Below are 17,987 nucleotides of genomic sequence, written 5' to 3'. Positions count from 1 at the left end.
GAGAACCTTCGTCCTTGTGGGAAATCCATCCAAAAACACCCTCCTTCGTGTTGCTTTATGGCAGTTGTAATAAAACAAAGCCAGGTGAATACCATTGTCTTCACCTGACTTTGTTGGTCATCGATTTCAAACCCTTCTAAATTATAAGTCTAATGTCCTGCCTTTCGAAAATTTTATCCTTCTAAAGTAACATTCTCTGATTATGTATTAATATGGTAAGATTTGTATGTAATTGTATTCCTATTGAATAACTTTATGTACATAATGAATTTTGTTCAATATGACCCCTTCCCATTTTAATAATTGGACAATAATTGGCATCATCTATAAAGACATCAAGTCTAGGAGGGCTTTTAAATATGAAATATGGAAAAACAATGATGGCCTTAGCCATCGGAATGTCTTTAATTTTAGGAGGCTGCGGCAAAATGAATATTTCGGATAATAACACGGAGACGGAAAGCAAAACCCCTAATAACAAAGAAGAGTCGAATGTACGCCTTGAAAATTATGTACGGGTTCAGGATTATACGGGCGAGGGCTATAAACTGGAAAATGGAGAGAAAACAGATAAGATTGCCAAGACGCACCGAAAAGAAATTGACCAGGCTGTTAAAGACTTCTTTTTAAAAAATTACAAAACAAAAGTAATTGTACATAATGCAGTGGGTAATGTGGATGGAGCGACAGTATTTGTGGAATCAGTAGGAGAGCCACATTTTCATGCTTATGCAATTATACCTATCGATACAAAAAATAAAAAAATCATGTCTGAGAATGTTTGGTCACAGGAAGGGCAAATCGAGGATGCTATAGCAACAGGCATTTATGCGATGATCTTTGACGAGGAATTCAAAAAACTTGATCAATATGTAGGATCATTTGTCAAAGAACACCCGGTAGTTGGAAGACGGATAGAGGCAGTTAATAATACCGATACAGGTGGTTTTTCAACACCTTATTACTATACAACTTCCAAGGGTGAATTGTGTGATTTCTTATTTGATAAGTATATGGAAAATCCAAAGCGCAGCAATGAAGAGTGGAAAACTCTTTTTGATAAGAAATCATTAGATCCAAAAGACCAAATTATTACAATTGAATTTTTCATGGCTGAAAAAGATGCCGAGCCGGATCCAGCTGTTTTAAACCAATTAGTGGCAGATATCGAGAAAGGGGACGGTATTCCTCCTGGGGCTTATTCAGTTTTATTAAATGATAATACTTTAGATAAAACTACGGGAATAAACTCGAAAGACTCTACTCTTGAAAGAGCCTATCCAAACTTTATTATTAAAAAATAGGAGGAAAACGGATGTGAACTCTTCAACGAGTTTTAAAATCAAATATGATAATGATTTAGTAGAACTGGCAGGATATCATGCCTATATTTCACATAGAACAAATGATAGATTAAAAGTAAATGGGAACGACTATTTGGTTGTAAATACAAGATATGACCACCCCTCCGGACTCGATGCCATGACAGTTGTAAATGATAAAACGGGTGAATTAACAATCGTCTTCGCCGGTACAGCCGATAAAAAGGACGTATTCACAGATGCTCAGTTGCTAAGTAAAATTATCCCGGCACAAATACAAGCGGCCAATGATTATTACGGTGAGATGGCGATAAAGTACGGAAAGATTACCAATGTGTGCGGGAATTCCCTTGGTGGTGCGACGACGAATGCGGTTGGAGTTGCGCATCCGGAGGTGAAGGCCGTCACCTTAAATCCGGCCCTCTTACCGGAGGGAATTGTTGACCCGAACCAATCGTACTCGAATATTACCAATTACTTCAGTATTTATGATGTGCTGACCAAGACGGAAATGGCGTTGGGCCTGGATAATCGAATCCCGGGGAATCGCTATGAAATCAATAATGGTATTCCCGAATTTTCGAAGCTTGCCACCAATCATACGGGTTATTTAAGAGAGAATGATGGTCGACAATATTACACCATAGGCCAAAAAGGACAGCCTGGTTACGGAGTCATTTACGTCGATGCCGATACCCACATCATGACAAATTTTTGGACTGGAAAGCCGTTGTATGGCGGTTCGCAAAAAATTGAGATCAATGAGGGAAATCTAAGAATACTGGAACATAGTCTGGAAACGGACGTTCATCAGCAGCTTTCAAGGGCTAAAGAATATATGAAACATTCCCTCGAAATTGTTGAGCACGAAACAAGTAAATTTCGCCAACGCGTCCAAAAGCTCCAGGAAACCTTTACAGATTCCTTTGAAAATCAAGTAGGGGACCCCATTTTTAAAGGAATAACGTCCACCGGAAACATGTTTAAATTTCAAATTGATATTTTGCTTACTTTTCTTAATAAGGCTGAAGGATACTGCCGTTCACTCAATTTGATTTTGAATTCCCCGCCGATGGAGCTTGTGGAACATATTTATCATGTAAATATTAGTGTGGAGCATTTGTTTGATCAAGCTAGAGGATATTTAAACCAAATCAAGCAGCAAATTGAAGAACTTACCAACGTGTTTCATTTCTTGATTCATGAAAAGGTACCGGAATTATTTAAAGGCGGAGCAGATCATTTTGCAGATGCAGTTGTCGGAGAAATCAATGGCCATTATCAGATCATCGATCGAAATCATGGAAAAGTTTCTAAACAGCTATCGGAATTCACCCAGCAGGTGTCAGATACGGCCACCACATTTGCCCAACGGGATCAAGCACTGGCAGCTGCCATCGGCTCAAAATCCAGCTTTGCGGAAGGGACTATTGACGTACAGAAAACCAATAACTATCATTTAGAAGCTTCGAAATATATGACATTAAGAATGCGGCTCAAGCAAGTTCATCTTGATCTAGTTTTTGAAAAATTAAAAACGACACTTTATAAAATGGTCCTTCCTTTATTGATCACAATCCAAAAAGTTTTATCAACGATTGAATCCGTTCTGGAGACAACATCCTTCACAATCAAAAATATTATGACCAATATTGTCATCTATGGAAATGTAAAATCGCTTGTATTGAGCCTTTTTACCGATTATGAAGATAAAGTCAGGGCGAAGGTTCGGCAAGCACTTGCACCGTTGGATGAAGCAGCGGCAACAGTGGAAGGGGTCAGAAAAGGTGTTGACCGGTTAATCCTCCACTTTCCTAGATTGGTTAATAATTTGCGTCCTTATATTGATAGTGCCCTATTTCATCCCGGGAATTATATGAATCTTCATTTCTATAATACGGCAGCGGTCAATATTTTTAAGGATATGCAGCTTCTTTTTAAGGATATTGTCTTTCAATTATCAGATGAGAAAGGTCTTTCCATTGAGGCCTTATGTAAAGTGTCAAAAGATGTCTTAAAAAACATGGGTGCCTTGGAAGAACAAGTCCAGCGGGTTACTTTAACTTAAATTTTTACGCACTTTAAAGTTTTAAAGGGTTGAAACTCGCTGAAAATTTTGATAAAATAAAACAAATTAAAAGACTGTGTGTGACTGGCGAGACACGGATCACCGTGAGGGAGCACATTGTATCGTATAGCCGTTCGCCTGGGCAGAGGTAAGGGGGATTTACTCCCTTGCCTCTTTATGCTTTTAAGGAGGCGATAGATTAGAATTGATGCTGATAGTAAACTTGAAAGCTTGCAGTTCTGCTGGTTGTAAAAACAAAATAGGAAAAGCGCTATGAAGGTTATGGGTCACACTATAACAGGAGCGGCTTCTGGAGAGGTTGCGGTTTTGCCGCAGCGCCGAAGGGTTCAATATCTCAGGCAAAAGGACAGAAGATAACAAAGGCAATGTTTATTTGTTATTTTTGATACCTTTTTTAGAGATTGGAGAACACCAGTCTCTTTTTTCATTTGGAAGCTAAGTATTTTTAATGATTTTAAAAAAAAGGGAGAAACGAAAATGAGCACAATAACATTAGACAAAGTAAAAACAATTAAAACGTTAAATAGCATTGCAGAACAAGGATTAAAGGTATTCAAAAATGACCAATATATACTTGATGATGCAAGTGAGAACCCGGATGCGATTGTCGTCCGCAGCTACAACATGCATTCTTTGGAGTTTGGCAGCAATCTATTAGGTATTGCCCGTGCTGGTGCAGGTGTAAATAATATTCCAGTCGATCGGTGCACAGAGCAGGGAATTGTTGTTTTTAACACACCAGGCGCCAATGCCAATGCCGTTAAGGAGCTTGTGCTAACGTTATTAATGGCTTCCTCACGTAATCTTTTTGACGGGATTGCCTGGACAAAGGCTCTTGATGGAAAAGGCAGTGAAATTCCAAAGCTTGTAGAAGCAGGAAAGAAACAGTTTGTCGGTAAAGAAATAAAAGGAAAAACACTTGGTGTCATCGGTCTCGGAGCCATCGGCGCCCTTGTTGCGAACGATGCGCTAGATTTAGATATGGATGTCATTGGCTTTGACCCGTTCATTTCTGTTGACACAGCTTGGAACTTATCCCGTAACGTCCAGCGCGCCATGACGATTGAACAGCTGTTTGCTGAAGCTGACTATATTACCGTACATGTTCCGTTAACAAATGACACAAAAGGAATGTTTAACAAAGAAACCTTCAGCATTATGAAGCCGGGTGTTCACATCTTGAATTTCTCACGCGGCGAGCTTGTCAATGAAATTGATATGGCTGTTGCACTTGAGGATGGAATCGTAGGTAAATACATTACTGACTTCCCAAATGAAAATGTGCTGCAAATGAAAAATGTTGTGCCAATTCCGCACCTTGGGGCTTCAACAACAGAATCAGAGGAAAACTGTGCAATCATGGCCTCACGTCAGGTGAAGGAGCTTTTGGAGACAGGAAACATCAAAAACTCTGTGAACTTCCCGAATGCTTTCTTACCGTATACAGGAAAGGTTCGTGTGACTGTTTTCCATCAAAACATTCCGCATATGGTGGGAAAAATCACTTCAGTGATTTCAAACTACCATCTGAACATTGCCGACATGGTAAACAGAAGCCGCGGCAATTATGCCTATACGATCATTGATATTGACAATGAAGTAAGCGGTGATATTATTCCGGGCTTAGCAGAACAAATTAATTTAGTTGACGGTGTTGTAAGAGCACGGATTATTTAAATTATTTTTATAGGGCTGGTCTCTCACTAGTTTAGCAGAGTGAGGGGCCGGTCCTTTTTGTTGTTTCGTATGATGCAGGAGAACCGTCCCATGCCTCATTTCCCCTATTGACAAATTTGGCGTTTTTCTGCCATAATATTGTTAATTTAATACTGGTACCTTTAAATTCAGTCCCGTGAGGCTGACAAGGACAACGGAATTTGTGATATATGGTGGGCTTTGGTTTACCCTGCCCATTGTTTATCATGATGAAAAAGCTTCTTGTCGGAAACGGCAAGGAGTTTTTTTCTTTTATCGAAGGTTTCCTTCGGTACCAGTTCAAACCAAATGAAGAGTATATGGAGGAATTGGTATGAAAAAAGTAGATTTAGATTTTTCTCTGCAGCCTGTCCCGCAGGCTAATCGTAATGGATTTTGGAATATGCTTGTGGTTATGCTTGGGCTGACTTTCTTCTCAGCGAGCATGTGGTCTGGCGGATCGTTAGCAAAGGGTTTGGACTTTACACAGTTTATCTGGATTGTCTTAGCAGGTAATCTGATTCTTGGACTTTATACAGGTGCACTAGCTTACATCGCAGCAAAAACGGGTTTATCAACCCATTTGCTTGCTCGTTATGCGTTTGGCGAAAAAGGCTCCTATCTATCTTCCTTTCTACTTGGAGCAACACAAGTCGGCTGGTTTGGTGTCGGTGTTGCGATGTTCGCCATTCCGGTGCAAAAAGTAACGGGTTTAGATACTTACTTATTAATCGGGATTGCTGGAATTGCGATGACAGCAACAGCATTTTTCGGAATTAAGGCATTAGCGATTTTAAGCTTTATAGCATGTCCTTCGATTGCGGTTCTAGGCGGTTTTTCGATGTTTAAAGCAACAGAAACACTTGGCGGTATTCACGAATTGTTCAACTATCAGCCAGATGCAGCAATGGGGCTTGCAGCTGCATTAACGATTTGTATCGGTTCGTTTATCAGTGCCGGTTCTTTAACACCTGACTTTGCCCGCTTTGCAAAAACAAAGCGCTCAGCGGTAACCTCAACGGTCATTGCCTTCTTTATCGGTAACTCCTTAATGTTCCTTTTCGGAGCGGTGGGAACGATTGTAACTGCTCAATCAGATATTTCAGAAGTAATGTTTATTCAAGGATTAATTGTACCGGCAATCATTGTTTTAGGCTTTAACATCTGGACGACAAATGATAATGCGCTATATGCTTCTGGTCTTGGTTTTTCAAACATTACAAAAATCAAAAAGAGCAAAATGGTTATCTTCAACGGAATTGTAGGAACGATTGCGGCGATGTGGCTGTATAACAACTTTGTCAACTTCTTAACAATATTAGGTTCAACACTGCCATCCATCGGTGCGATTATTTTAGCAGATTACTTCATCGTACATCGTGGTAAATACCCGCGCTTTGAAGGGATGAAGTTTAAAGCAGTCAACTGGATTGCCATTTTCTCATGGGCAGCAGGAGTGGTACTGGCAAAGTATATGCCCGGAATTCCACCAATAAATGGTCTTTTAGGATCAGCTATCATTTATGTGGTCGTTTCTAAATTAACGGCTGTAGGAAAAGTTTCAACATATGTAACTGAAATGGAAAAGGTGAGTTAATCCATGATTATTAAAAATGCAAAACTTAGAGGAAAAGATGGACTATGGCAAATTGCCATGGAAGAAGGGAAAATTGTCAAGGTTACGCAAAAGGTTGAAGACATTGACAGCTTGTCCCATGATGTGATTGATGCTGCGGGCTGCCTTGTTCTCCCTCCATTCATTGAGCCGCATATTCATTTAGATACAACTTTAACTGCAGGTGAGCCTGAATGGAATATCAGCGGTACATTGTTTGAAGGAATTCAGCGGTGGGCACAGCGGAAAGAAACATTAACAAAAGAAGATGTAAAAACAAGAGCCAAAACGGCGCTTAAGTGGCAAATGGCACAAGGAATCCAGCATGTCCGAACACATGTGGATGTAACTGACCCTGAACTGACTGCGTTACAGGCGATGCTTGAGGTAAAAGAGGAAGTTTCGCCATATATCGACTTACAATTAGTCGCATTCCCACAAGAAGGGATTCTATCTTATCCAAATGGGTTCGAACTAATGGAAGAAGCGTTGAAAATGGGGGCGGATGTTGTCGGTGGCATTCCTCATTTCGAATTCACAAGAGAGTACGGCGTAGATTCTATGAAAAAGGCCTTTGACTTGGCAGAGAAATATGACCGGCTTGTGGATATCCACTGTGATGAAATTGATGATGAGCAGTCGCGTTTTATTGAGGTTGTTGCAGCAGAAGCATATGAACGCGGCATAGGCTCTCGTGTTACCGCAAGTCATACCACAGCAATGGGTTCATATAATGATGCTTACGCATACAAATTATTTAGACTGCTGAAGCTTGCTGATATGAACTTTGTGGCAAATCCGCTGGTGAATATTCATCTTCAAGGCAGATTTGATACTTATCCAAAACGCCGCGGCGTGACGAGGGTAAAAGAATTGCAGGAAGCAGGACTAAATGTATGTTTCGGCCATGATGATATTTTTGATCCATGGTACCCGCTCGGTACAGGCAATATGCTGCAAGTCTTGCATATGGGCATCCATGTAACGCAGCTAATGGGCTATGATCAAATTGTCAATTCGATTGATCTTATTACAAAAAATAGCGCGCGTACATTAAATATTGAAGAAATGTACGGAATTGAAGAAGGAAAGCCGGCGAATTTGATTGTTGTAGCAGCAGAAAACGAATACGAGGCAATCCGGAAACAAGCACCAGTCCGTTATTCGATTCGCGGCGGCAAAGTGATTGCTGAAACAAAACCGAGCGAAACAACTATTTCACTTGAAAGTAATACAGAACGAGTGACGTTTACTAGATAAATAAAGTGCGGTGTCAGGACCATGTGAATTTTCACATGGTGCCTGACACCGCTTTTTTTTATCTTGACGATAATTTTTGACAAAATATTCAGATATATTATGGTAGCTTGGTTATAACTACATAATTGGAGAGGTTTAATATGAAGAAATTGTCGTTTGTTTTTGTTGTATTGTTCGGGTTGTTTTTCTTATCCGCCGGTCATTCGGAGGCGAGCGGGAGTTCCCAGTTGATTATCATTAATAAGAAGATTAATACCCTGGCATTTTATGATGGCGGCAAGCTGGTACGGACGTTTAAGGTGGCTACTGGTCGGACAAGGGATCTAACGCCTGAGGGGAAATTCATGATTGTCAATAAGATCGTAAACCGTCCTTATTATAAAGAGAAAATTGCCGGCGGTGACCCGCGTAATCCGTTAGGCAATCGCTGGATGGGATTAAATGCGAGGGGGACTTATGGGACAACCTATGCGATTCATGGGAACAGCAATGAATATTCAGTTGGCCGATATGTAAGCGGAGGCTGTGTCCGCATGCACAATGCTGAGATTCGCTGGCTGTTTAGTCAAGTGAAGAATAATACCCCTGTTGTGATTACCCATTCAAGCAGCAGCTTTAAGACGATTGCTAAAGAGCATACAAACGGCTGGCAAGTCTTTAGCGGGCAGAAATTTTATTTTGCAAATGGTGCGGCGAAAACAGGCTGGCAGACGATTGGCGGCAAAAAGTATTACTTTAACGAAAACGGGGTTATGCAGACCGGCTGGGTTTCCAGCGGAGGGCAGAAATTTTTCCTTGATCAAAATGGTGCAGCAAAGACAGGCTGGTTTAAAGCTGATGGGAAAAGATATTATTTTGACCAAACAGGAGCGGCAAAAACCGGCTGGCTGACCGATGAAGGTAAACGATATTATTTCGCCAAGGACGGAGCGTTAAAAACGGGCTGGTTCGAGGAAGACGGCCAAAAATATTACTTTGACAAAACCGGCGCAATGAAAATCGGGTGGCTGGAGGCTGGAGATAAATGGTACTATTTTGAACGAAACGGAACAATGAAGACAGGCTGGGTGAACTCAAATGGTAAATGGTATTATTTAAATTCGAGCGGGTTTATAGAAAATACCTGGATTGGTGATGGTGACGGTCCGGATTTGGCGGAGAATAAGGATTCGTTGAAAACAAGCTGGCTGAATATCTCCGGCGACCGCTACTATTTGAACAGCGGTTCGTCGACGGTTACCAGCTGGTTAAAATATGAGGATAATTGGTATTACATGAATGTTGGTAAGGGTATGGCGGCCATCTCCATTCAGGACAACCCAAACGCGGGAACGGTTGTGACGGCATCAGTACAAGGTCATTAATGGTATTTTTAAGATGCTTTTTAATAGCTGGGGCTTCCTTAATGACAATTTCATCGTTATTTGGGCTGGTTTTGTCTTTAATAAGGGCTATTGAAGACAGTTTAGTAGGCATGAAGGAGGTTTCTGTCCTCAAGAAGGCTTATTGAAGATAGTTTTGTAGGTATGAAGGAGTAATTTGTCCTTAAGCATGCCTATTGAGGACAGTTTTCTAGTTTCAAAGAAGTGTTTTGTCCTTAAGCAATAAGTATTAAAAAAGTTACAAATTTACTACCAGATTGTGACAATTCGCTCTGATTTGGCATGTTATGTTAAAGATAACAACCATATTGGAGAGATCATTATGAAACAATTATCAGCGATTTTTGTGTTGTTGATGTCTTTGTTCGTTTTTACCAGCCATACGGAAGCTGATACTAACACGCAGTTCATTATTATCAATAAACGAACCAATACACTCGCCTTTTATCAAGATGGAAAGCTGGTGAGAACCTTTAGTGTAGCTACTGGGAGGACACGTGCGTTAACGCCTGAGGGGAAATTTCGGATTGTCAATAAGATCGTCAACCGCCCTTATTATACGGAGAATATTCCTGGCGGCGACCCCCGAAACCCGCTAGGCAACCGCTGGCTGGGGCTTGAGGCAAGGGGCACATATGGCACCACCTATGGGATCCACGGCAACAATAATGAAAATTCGATTGGCAGGTATGTCAGTTCGGGCTGTGTACGGATGCATAATGCCGAGGTGCAGTGGCTGTTTGGCAGGGTAAATAATTTCACACCGGTTGTGATTACTTATTCAAGCAGCAGTTTTGATGCTATTGCCGTAGCAAATGGCTATCCTGTAACGGCCCCTGTGAGCGGGGGCGGCGGTGAAAGTACGCCGATTGAACAGAAAAGTGGCTGGGTTTTGGCAAACGGAAGTAAATATTATTACGAAAATGGGATTGCAAAGACAGGTTGGCAGACGATCGCCGGGAAAAAGTACTTCTTTCTTCAATCCGGAGCCATGAAAACAGGATGGCTAGAACTCCGCGGGGATAAATATTTCCTTGATATAAATGGGGTAGTGCGGACCGGCTGGTTTACAATCGGCGGAAAAAAATATTACTTTAATCAATCAGGTGCCATGCAGAGGGGCTGGCTGGAGGATGGCAGCAAGAAGTATTACTTGGATTTAACCGGGGCGGCAAAGGAGAGCGGCTGGCATGAAATAGACGGGGAAAAATATTATTTAGATGACGCTGGTGCAGTGAAAACAAGCTGGGTGGAAACAGACGGGAAAAGGTATTATTTTGATTCATCCGGTATATTGCAGACAGGCTGGGTCGAAATAGATGGGAAAAGGTACTTTTTAGATCAAACCGGTGTGCTGCATACAGGATGGCTTCAGCTAGACGGCAAAAGCTATTATCTGGACCATGATGGAGCAATGACAACCGGCTGGCTTAAGGCTGGTGACAAAAAGTATTATTTTGATCAATCAGGTGCCATGAAGACCGACTGGGCTAATGACGGCGGGAACTGGTACTACTTAGCGGATGATGGTGTAATGCAAACCGGCTGGATTAACGTTAATGGGAGCTGGTATTACTTAAGCACCGATGGTTCTTACAATACTGCTTTGGCTGCTGTTATAACTGATGTGATTGATGACGGGGTGTCTGATTGGCTGAATGTAGATGGAGAGCGGTATTATTTAAATAATCTACGTTCTACTGTAACTCATTGGATTAAATATAAGAATCATTGGTATTATCTTGACGTCAACAAGGATATGGCGATTATTTCTGATAAATGGTAAGGAGGCGATGGGACCTGAAACTTTTGTTTTGGGTTTTATTCCGTAAGAAAACATCAAGTAAACAGATAAGTTTACATGTTTTCGAATTGTACACATTACAAGTTTACTTGTCTACGTTTTGTATACGTTACGTTTACAATAACGTTTGCTTGTTTGCAGATATGTAAACATCGCTTTAAATCAATACATGTACATGGATGAAGCGGGTACGGCGAAAACAAGCAGGGTGTTAGTAGACGGGAAGATATATTAATTTGATTCAACCGGTGTATTGCAGACAGGCTGGGGTCGAAATGGCTGGGAAAAAGTACTTTCTAGAACAAACCGGTGTGCAGCAAATAGGATGACTCCAGGAAGACGACACAAACCCTATTTTCTAGATCAAGATGAGGCAATGACAATACTGTAACTCATAAGTATAAATATAAGAATCACTTGTCTTTCTTGATGTTAGCAACCATATAGCAGTTATTGTCAACAAATAACAATAAGACAATGGGACCTGGAACGCTTTGTTTCAGGTTTTTATTTTTCCAAGAAACAATATGTAAACAGAAATGATTACATGTTTTCGAATTGTATACATCATATGTTTACATGTATGCATTTTGTATACATTATGTTTACAATAATGTTTACGTGTATACAAATATGTAAACATCGCATTAAATCAACAAGTGTACATCTTTGTAAACGATGTTTACGAAATTGTTTACTTGTCTACAAAAGTTTACGTATTGTTTACATTTTTACACTTATATTTCTTTTCGCTTAGATTCATTGCTGAATCTAGTAAACTCTTATACGCTTAATGATAGATAAACCAATTTAAGTGGAAAGGGTTGAGGCTTATGACAAAATCAAGATTGGCCGCAGTTGACGTTGGTAATGATTCGATTAAGGCAATTTTTGGAGAAATGGAATATGAATTGAATATCCCGAACATTATTGCTAGAGATACAGAAGACCGCCCGATTATCGGGATTGAAGAACTGGATAGTAAAGATCCGTTAGACGGAATTCATATTAGAGTCCACTCCCCTGCCCTGAAGGAGAATAATCTCATTTATCGTGTCGGGAACCTGGCAGCTAAAAGCGATAATGCGGCTGAATTAGACCCAGGCAGCAGCAAGTCTGAGGAAGATCAAACTTTAATTATGCTGTTTGCGACATTGGCATTAGATGCGGTAAAACAAGACTTTCCGCAGACAAAAAATGTGATTGATGCTACATATACGATTGGAACCGGTCTCCCCCTTCGTGAAGTAAAAGAAGGGAAAGACGCGGGATACCGCTCTAAATTACTAGGTTCTGTTCATCAGGTCGAGTTCCTTGTGACTCCTAAATACCAAGGAATAAAGGTAAATATAAAATTTAATGAAGTAAAGGTATACCCGGAGGGGTTTGCTGCATTCATTAACCTTGTAATGGATAGTAACTTAAAAATTATTAACAAGGATTTAATTGATAAGCGCATTTTAATCCAAGATATCGGCGGCCTTTCTACTGATATCGCTGTGATTAAAAACCGTAATGTCGATGATGATAAGGCTCAAGGCTTTAATCTTGGCGTTTCCGAGTCATTAGAGGCAATTCGGGAAGAGATTAGAAAGAAGCATGGCGTTGAGCTCGACAGCCGCCGTGATGTGGTCGATATTATTACCCGCAAAAATAACCGTAATCATATTATGGTTCGTGGCAGCAGGACAAGCGTCCATGATATTACCGACCGAATTCTCTTGGACTTGGCAAAAAAACAATACCGTTTATTGCGCAATGTCTGGTTAAAAAACTCACAGACGGAAATCTGCTATTTTGTCGGTGGCGGATCACATGTGTTAAAGGATTATCTTAAAACTTTAAATAACAATCTAGACGGCTACAATATTGAATTTTTCGAGGATGAGAAAGAAAGTATTTGGATGATGGCAAATGCTTATTATAAGCTCATCACTGACTTTGTCAGAAGAACAGAAAAACAAAAGGCAGCAGAAGTTAAAACACCGGTTAAAAATTAATCTAAGGTGATGATATGAAAAAGTCTGCCACCACTGACATAAAGCGAGGTCAGGCAATTTCTTTCCGGCTCCCATCCGATACACCGGAACATCTTTTGAAAGAATTGCAACGATTGAAGGAAACGGAAAGACGGAATTTTTCCAGTAAGATGGCTGAGTTTGTTCTGCAAGGGGTCGGAAATTCTTATTCCAGGGAGAAGGAAACCATCACGATTCCCCTTCCGAAATCCTTAACCAAGATGCAGCGAGATTGGCTAAAGCATGAGCACTCGGAAGCTTTGCTTGGGAGCATCGTGTATCAGCTGATTGCCGACCCAATGCGCGCGACTTCGTTGTTAGCGTCATTAAATAGTAAGTCTTTAGACCTTGAAGAGGTGTTATATCTTCAGGAGGAAATGACCCCGGTGCCGCAAGAAATCGACATTTCTTTAAATGAAGAAGCAGCTGCGGCAGTTGAGCCCGACCATCGGGACGATGATTTAGATACGATTGATTGGGATCAGATTAAACCGGATGAATTTGCTGCTGGTACTGAAGAAGATCAGGAAGAGGATGCCGATGATCTGCTGGGCGGGTTTTTGGCGAGTATGAATAAATAGTTTAAATACAGAATCGAACCCCGTCGAAGAAAAGACGGGGTTCTTTGGGATTATTTTTTTATGATAAAAGTTTGAGATTCTTTAATTGTTTCTATTCCATCGAGTTCAATTTTGATGACTGCCTTATATTTACCTTCATCTAAGGTTTTTGTACCTAGGTTAAAGATATATTGGCTGTCTCCGTTTCCACAGCGGAAAAGGTTGCCTTCTGTAGCCGCAGATGTAAAAATCACTTGGGCTTCCTCTTCGCTTCCGTTGTTAGAAATTTTGACAAGGCCAAGTGTCGCAACGGCGTCAGTCACATATTGTTTGCCATCATTAATTTGGAACTTCACTGGAATCGTGCTGTTCTTTTTAAATGTGCTGGAACCGTCAGCTTTAACTGGCTCAAGGACGCCGCTATACTGATAAACATGATAGGAATATGTGAAACTGTTTGTATTTCCGGCTTTGTCCGTTGCAGTAACCGTAATGCTATGAGCTCCGGCTTTTGAGGTATCAAGTTTAACTGGGCCCTCTAAAGTTGGCTCCTTGTCAAAGTTATCTGTTACAATCGGTTTAATATCGATCTTTTGTCCTACTAAGAAACGCTGGCCGTCTTTTAATCCATTTAAGCCACTGATATTCGGCGCAGTGTTATCGACGGTGTAGGTAACGGATGCAACCGTATTATTTCCTACAGCATCTGTTGCCTTGACAGTTAACGTATGCACACCCTCATTGGTTTTTAATGGCTCAGCTTTAACATCTGCTAAGTGTTTATCTGTGGCAGTGTAGTAATGGTCAAATTCAGCCAAGGCATCGGTTAAAGTTTTTGTTGTATAGTGCTTGCCATCTTCCAAATGGAACTTAACCACTGGGGCTGTATCATCTACAGTATAGGTGATGGAAGCAGTTGTGATGTTCCCGGCTTTGTCTGTTGCCGTAACATTTAGAGTATAAGTTCCATCCTTCCCGGTGATTAATTCGTCCGCCTCTACATGAACGGCTTCAGGGCGGTTATCTGACACGCTATAGTACTGCCCGATTTCTGCAAGCTGAGCCGAAGTATAAACTTTATCTTTTTCTAGATTAAATCCAATCGTTGGTGCGGTATTATCGACTGTATAGGAAATCGTTTTGACGGCCGTGTTTCCAGCTTTATCTTTAGCTGTAAGAGTATACTCATGAGTTCCTTCTTCATAATAGAACTCACTAGCGGTATCGGTATCAGGATTGGCGTCTTTCACTGTGTAAGGCTTGCTGGATAAACCTTTAAGGTAGGCTGCGTTATAGAACCCGCCATCTTTTAGCTTAGATTCATCCAGTTCAATTTCCGGTGGTGTGTTATCAACATGATATTCAACAAATACCGTTGTTTCGTTTCCAGCCCGGTCAACTGCCTTAACGGTTGCCGTATAAGTTCCATCTTCAGTCACTAAAGGTGTTGCTTCAACGTCAAATGGGCTGTTATCGGTCACTGACCAGTATTGGCCAAGAGCTTCTAAAGCTTCAAGATTATAATACTTCCCATCTTTTAAAGCAAGCGTAACTGTTGGAGCTGTATCATCAATGATATATTTAACGGTTGCACTGTTGGAGTTTTTCGCTAAATCCGCTGCGCTGACCGTTAACTCATGTTCTCCTTCTGCAAAGCTAATGTCACTTGCTTTAATGGAATCCTTATCAAGATTCTCATCTTCAACCTTATAATATGGGTCAAAGGTCTTGAATTTTTGAGACTGATAATAGCTGCTATCATCAAAGTTAAAGGTAATTGTTGGCTTTGTATTATCCACTGTGTAGTTGATTTTTAACTCAGCTTTATTGCCGGCCTTATCTACCGCGGTAATGACAGCAGTGTGTTTTCCTTCTGTCAGGACTAAATCACTTGCTGTTACGCCCTTTTCTAAATTTATGTTGGGGTCTTTAACATCATAATACTTGCCTAGATTCTCCAGTGTTTCCTTGTTATAATACCCACCATCAATCAATTTTGAAGTAATCTCTGGCTTTGTATTGTCGACCGTGTAGGTTACTGATGCACTACCAACATTACCAGCCGCATCTGTTGCAGTAACCGTGACGGTATGCTCTGCTTCCGCTTCTTTATTGTAACCGACAATGTTGGTTACAACAGGACTGGCATCGACTACTACGAAATCTGGCTGCTTAGGTAGATTAGCAGATTGATAGAAACCGCCATTTTTAGGGATATTAATTGAAACTGCTGGATCTGTATCGTCTACTGTGTAGGTGATGGATTCTGTTGTACTATTCCCGGCAGCATCCATCGCAGTAACAGTCAGCGTGTGTATGCCCTCAGATTTATCATAGCCGGATTGAACTACACTTACTACTCCGTTTTTGTCAGAGGTAGTGAAATAGTTTTCTGGTAGATTTTTAGAATTATAGAAACCATTTGGCGTTAAATTAAACGTAATCGTCGGTGCTGTGTTATCCACTGTATAAGTAATAGTTTCTGTTGATTTATTCCCGGCTTTATCAGTAGCTGTAATGGTTAATGTGTGCTCCCCTTCGGTTAAATCAAACGCAGTTACGTTTACTTCATCCTTGTTAGCATCTTCTACGGAGTAGAAATCAGTAAGATCTTGCAAATAGCTGGATGTGTAGAAACCGCGATTGGCGATTTTGTCGGAATTAAATGTAATCACAGGATCAATAGTATCAACAACGTACTCAACCGATTGAACTGTAACGTTTGCTGCTTTATCAGTAGCAATTACGGTTGCCTTATAGTGGCCGTTGGTGGTCCCAAATCCGGAAGGTTCTACCCTTAATAGATTAAGATCCTCTACAGTATAAAACTCCCCAATTTCGCTTAAGGAAGCAGCATTATAATATTTCCCATCTTCTAAATGGATAGTAACCTTTGGTGCTGTATCATCAATGGTGTAGCTTGCTGTGGCAGTGCTATAGTTTTGCGCTAAATCAGAAGCACTGACTGTTACTGAGTGTGGTCCTTCTGTTAAATTTGGTTTACTAGCCGAAATGGAATCTTGATCTAAATTGTCATCTTCAATGTTATAGTAGGGGTTAAATGAGCTAAAAATACTAGATTTATAGTATCCCCCATCATCAAAGTTAAAGGTAATTGTTGGTGCGTCATTGTCTATAATATAGGTGATTTCTTTTTCAGCTTTATTTCCGGCTCGATCTACAGCAGTGATATGGACGGTATGCTGGCCAACTGACAGGTCTAATGCATCTGCTAAAAGAGATGTTGTTGGTTCATTTACTGAATAGTAAGTTTTAACCTTGTCCTTTAGTGAAGCAGCATTATAGACACCGCCGTTAACGACCTCTGAAGTAATCGCAGGAGCTGTATTATCAACGTAGTATGTGACAGAAGCATGTCCCACGTTACCATATGCATCGGTTGCGGTAACTGTAACAGTTTGCTCTCCTTCGGTTGTTGTATTCCATCCGGTTACATTGGTTGTATAAGAACTTTCGTCTTTAACGGTAAACTCAGGCTCTTTTGGCAGCTTGCTAGATTGATAGAAGCCGCCATTAACAGGTTTAGTGATCGTAACAACAGGTGCTGCTGAATCACTTGGCAGTATCATAACCGTTAAATAGTCAATGGTGGTGTTCATCAATTCATTCCCTTTGCCATTCCCATTATTTTTAATGGTCACATTAATTGGGATTGTGTATGTTCCTGGTACTGCATTCTTTGCAGAAATAGTACCTTTAACATTTTTTGATAAAGTTTCTCCTGAAAATGAAAAGGTTTGTGGGGAACCTGAATTACTAGGCGTGTCTCCAATAATTTGATAATTGGTATAAACCGTAATAGTTCCGGATGTATTATTTTGATTTCCTTTTTCATAAGATAACTTCAAGGTATATTCTGAACTTGCCCCTTGGACTACCCTAATGACTCCATTAGATTCACCGTTAAACTCGGGAACAGCCTCTAGTTCAGACGCAATCGCCGACAGGGTCGAAAATACCCCCGAAACCAATAAAACCAACAACATCACAAACGACTTCTGTAATTTTTTCAACATTACTTCTTCCCCCTAGAATTATAGAAATACAGACTAAGAGGGCCGGTTACACTACTAGCTCCATATAACCAAAGTGTCCAAATCAGGTTATACTTCAATGCTTCCCTTTTAAAATTAGTGATTAATCCCTCCCTTTTAAAAAGTGAAAAATAGTACAAAAGACATAGCTTTCTAAATTTTATGTTATATTGACTACAACTTTTAA

The 17,987-nt window shown here is 40.6% G+C and carries 10 protein-coding genes and 3 riboswitches; of the genes, 9 read left to right on the top strand and 1 reads right to left on the bottom strand.

Annotated elements, in window-relative coordinates:
- The first annotated feature begins 359 nt into the window (after window positions 1-359).
- From A6749_RS11940 to A6749_RS11895, 9 genes are all read left to right on the top strand, one after another.
- Window positions 360-1,304 (top strand): DUF1672 family protein, encoded by a 945-nt coding sequence (locus tag A6749_RS11940; RefSeq protein ID WP_066389817.1) that lies wholly within the window; start codon window positions 360-362, stop codon window positions 1,302-1,304.
- Window positions 1,305-1,317: 13 nt separating this feature from the next.
- A complete protein-coding gene (locus A6749_RS11935) occupies window positions 1,318-3,390 on the top strand; it encodes an SA1320 family protein (RefSeq protein ID WP_066389816.1) in 2,073 nt (690 codons plus the stop codon).
- A gap of 70 nt (window positions 3,391-3,460) precedes the next feature.
- Window positions 3,461-3,541: riboswitch (ZMP/ZTP riboswitch) on the top strand.
- A 149-nt stretch (window positions 3,542-3,690) separates the two neighbouring features.
- Window positions 3,691-3,771: riboswitch (glycine riboswitch) on the top strand.
- 117 nt (window positions 3,772-3,888) lie between these two features.
- On the top strand, window positions 3,889-5,088 hold the full coding sequence (locus tag A6749_RS11930) for a phosphoglycerate dehydrogenase (RefSeq protein WP_066389809.1): 1,200 nt from the start codon (window positions 3,889-3,891) through the stop codon (window positions 5,086-5,088).
- 352 nt (window positions 5,089-5,440) lie between these two features.
- Window positions 5,441-6,703: a cytosine permease gene (gene codB, locus A6749_RS11920; RefSeq protein WP_066389804.1), complete on the top strand. Its 1,263-nt coding sequence runs from the start codon at window positions 5,441-5,443 to the stop codon at window positions 6,701-6,703.
- 3 nt (window positions 6,704-6,706) lie between these two features.
- Window positions 6,707-7,981 carry a cytosine deaminase gene (locus A6749_RS11915; RefSeq protein WP_066389798.1) on the top strand — a complete coding sequence of 425 codons (1,275 nt, stop codon included), beginning with the start codon at window positions 6,707-6,709 and terminating at the stop codon, window positions 7,979-7,981.
- A 140-nt stretch (window positions 7,982-8,121) separates the two neighbouring features.
- The gene (locus A6749_RS11910) at window positions 8,122-9,345 is read left to right on the top strand and encodes a L,D-transpeptidase family protein (protein WP_066389796.1); all 1,224 of its coding nucleotides are present in this window, start codon (window positions 8,122-8,124) and stop codon (window positions 9,343-9,345) included.
- 340 nt (window positions 9,346-9,685) lie between these two features.
- Entirely contained in the window at window positions 9,686-11,149 is a 1,464-nt protein-coding gene (locus A6749_RS11905) for a L,D-transpeptidase family protein (RefSeq protein WP_066389794.1), read from the top strand.
- An 851-nt stretch (window positions 11,150-12,000) separates the two neighbouring features.
- The gene (locus tag A6749_RS11900; protein ID WP_066389792.1) at window positions 12,001-13,167 is read left to right on the top strand and encodes a ParM/StbA family protein; all 1,167 of its coding nucleotides are present in this window, start codon (window positions 12,001-12,003) and stop codon (window positions 13,165-13,167) included.
- Window positions 13,168-13,181: 14 nt separating this feature from the next.
- Complete coding sequence (locus A6749_RS11895; protein ID WP_066389790.1) at window positions 13,182-13,766, top strand: hypothetical protein; 585 nt, start codon at window positions 13,182-13,184, stop codon at window positions 13,764-13,766.
- Between the two features lie 50 nt (window positions 13,767-13,816).
- Here A6749_RS11895 and A6749_RS11890 read toward each other — a convergent pair whose 3' ends face one another.
- Window positions 13,817-17,782: an Ig-like domain-containing protein gene (locus A6749_RS11890; RefSeq protein ID WP_066389788.1), complete on the bottom strand. Its 3,966-nt coding sequence runs from the start codon at window positions 17,780-17,782 to the stop codon at window positions 13,817-13,819.
- A gap of 31 nt (window positions 17,783-17,813) precedes the next feature.
- Window positions 17,814-17,896, bottom strand: a riboswitch (cyclic di-GMP riboswitch).
- Between the last annotated feature and the right edge of the window lie 91 nt (window positions 17,897-17,987).

The organism is Neobacillus mesonae (assembly GCF_001636315.1).
Lineage (GTDB): Bacteria > Bacillota > Bacilli > Bacillales > Cytobacillaceae > Neobacillus > Neobacillus mesonae.
Note: the sequence above shows the minus strand (reverse complement) of the source record. Positions and strands in the feature narration are given on the sequence as shown.

What these genes read in the sequence shown, in the direction of transcription:
- codB (WP_066389804.1), top strand. Translation starts at nt 5,441, where the DNA reads ATGAAAAAAGTAGATTTAGATTTTTCTCTGCAGCCTGTCCCGCAGGCT.
- A6749_RS11890 (WP_066389788.1), bottom strand. Translation starts at nt 17,782, where the DNA reads ATGTTGAAAAAATTACAGAAGTCGTTTGTGATGTTGTTGGTTTTATTG.
- A6749_RS11905 (WP_066389794.1), top strand. Translation starts at nt 9,686, where the DNA reads ATGAAACAATTATCAGCGATTTTTGTGTTGTTGATGTCTTTGTTCGTT.
- A6749_RS11895 (WP_066389790.1), top strand. Translation starts at nt 13,182, where the DNA reads ATGAAAAAGTCTGCCACCACTGACATAAAGCGAGGTCAGGCAATTTCT.
- A6749_RS11940 (WP_066389817.1), top strand. Translation starts at nt 360, where the DNA reads ATGAAATATGGAAAAACAATGATGGCCTTAGCCATCGGAATGTCTTTA.
- A6749_RS11915 (WP_066389798.1), top strand. Translation starts at nt 6,707, where the DNA reads ATGATTATTAAAAATGCAAAACTTAGAGGAAAAGATGGACTATGGCAA.
- A6749_RS11910 (WP_066389796.1), top strand. Translation starts at nt 8,122, where the DNA reads ATGAAGAAATTGTCGTTTGTTTTTGTTGTATTGTTCGGGTTGTTTTTC.
- A6749_RS11930 (WP_066389809.1), top strand. Translation starts at nt 3,889, where the DNA reads ATGAGCACAATAACATTAGACAAAGTAAAAACAATTAAAACGTTAAAT.
- A6749_RS11900 (WP_066389792.1), top strand. Translation starts at nt 12,001, where the DNA reads ATGACAAAATCAAGATTGGCCGCAGTTGACGTTGGTAATGATTCGATT.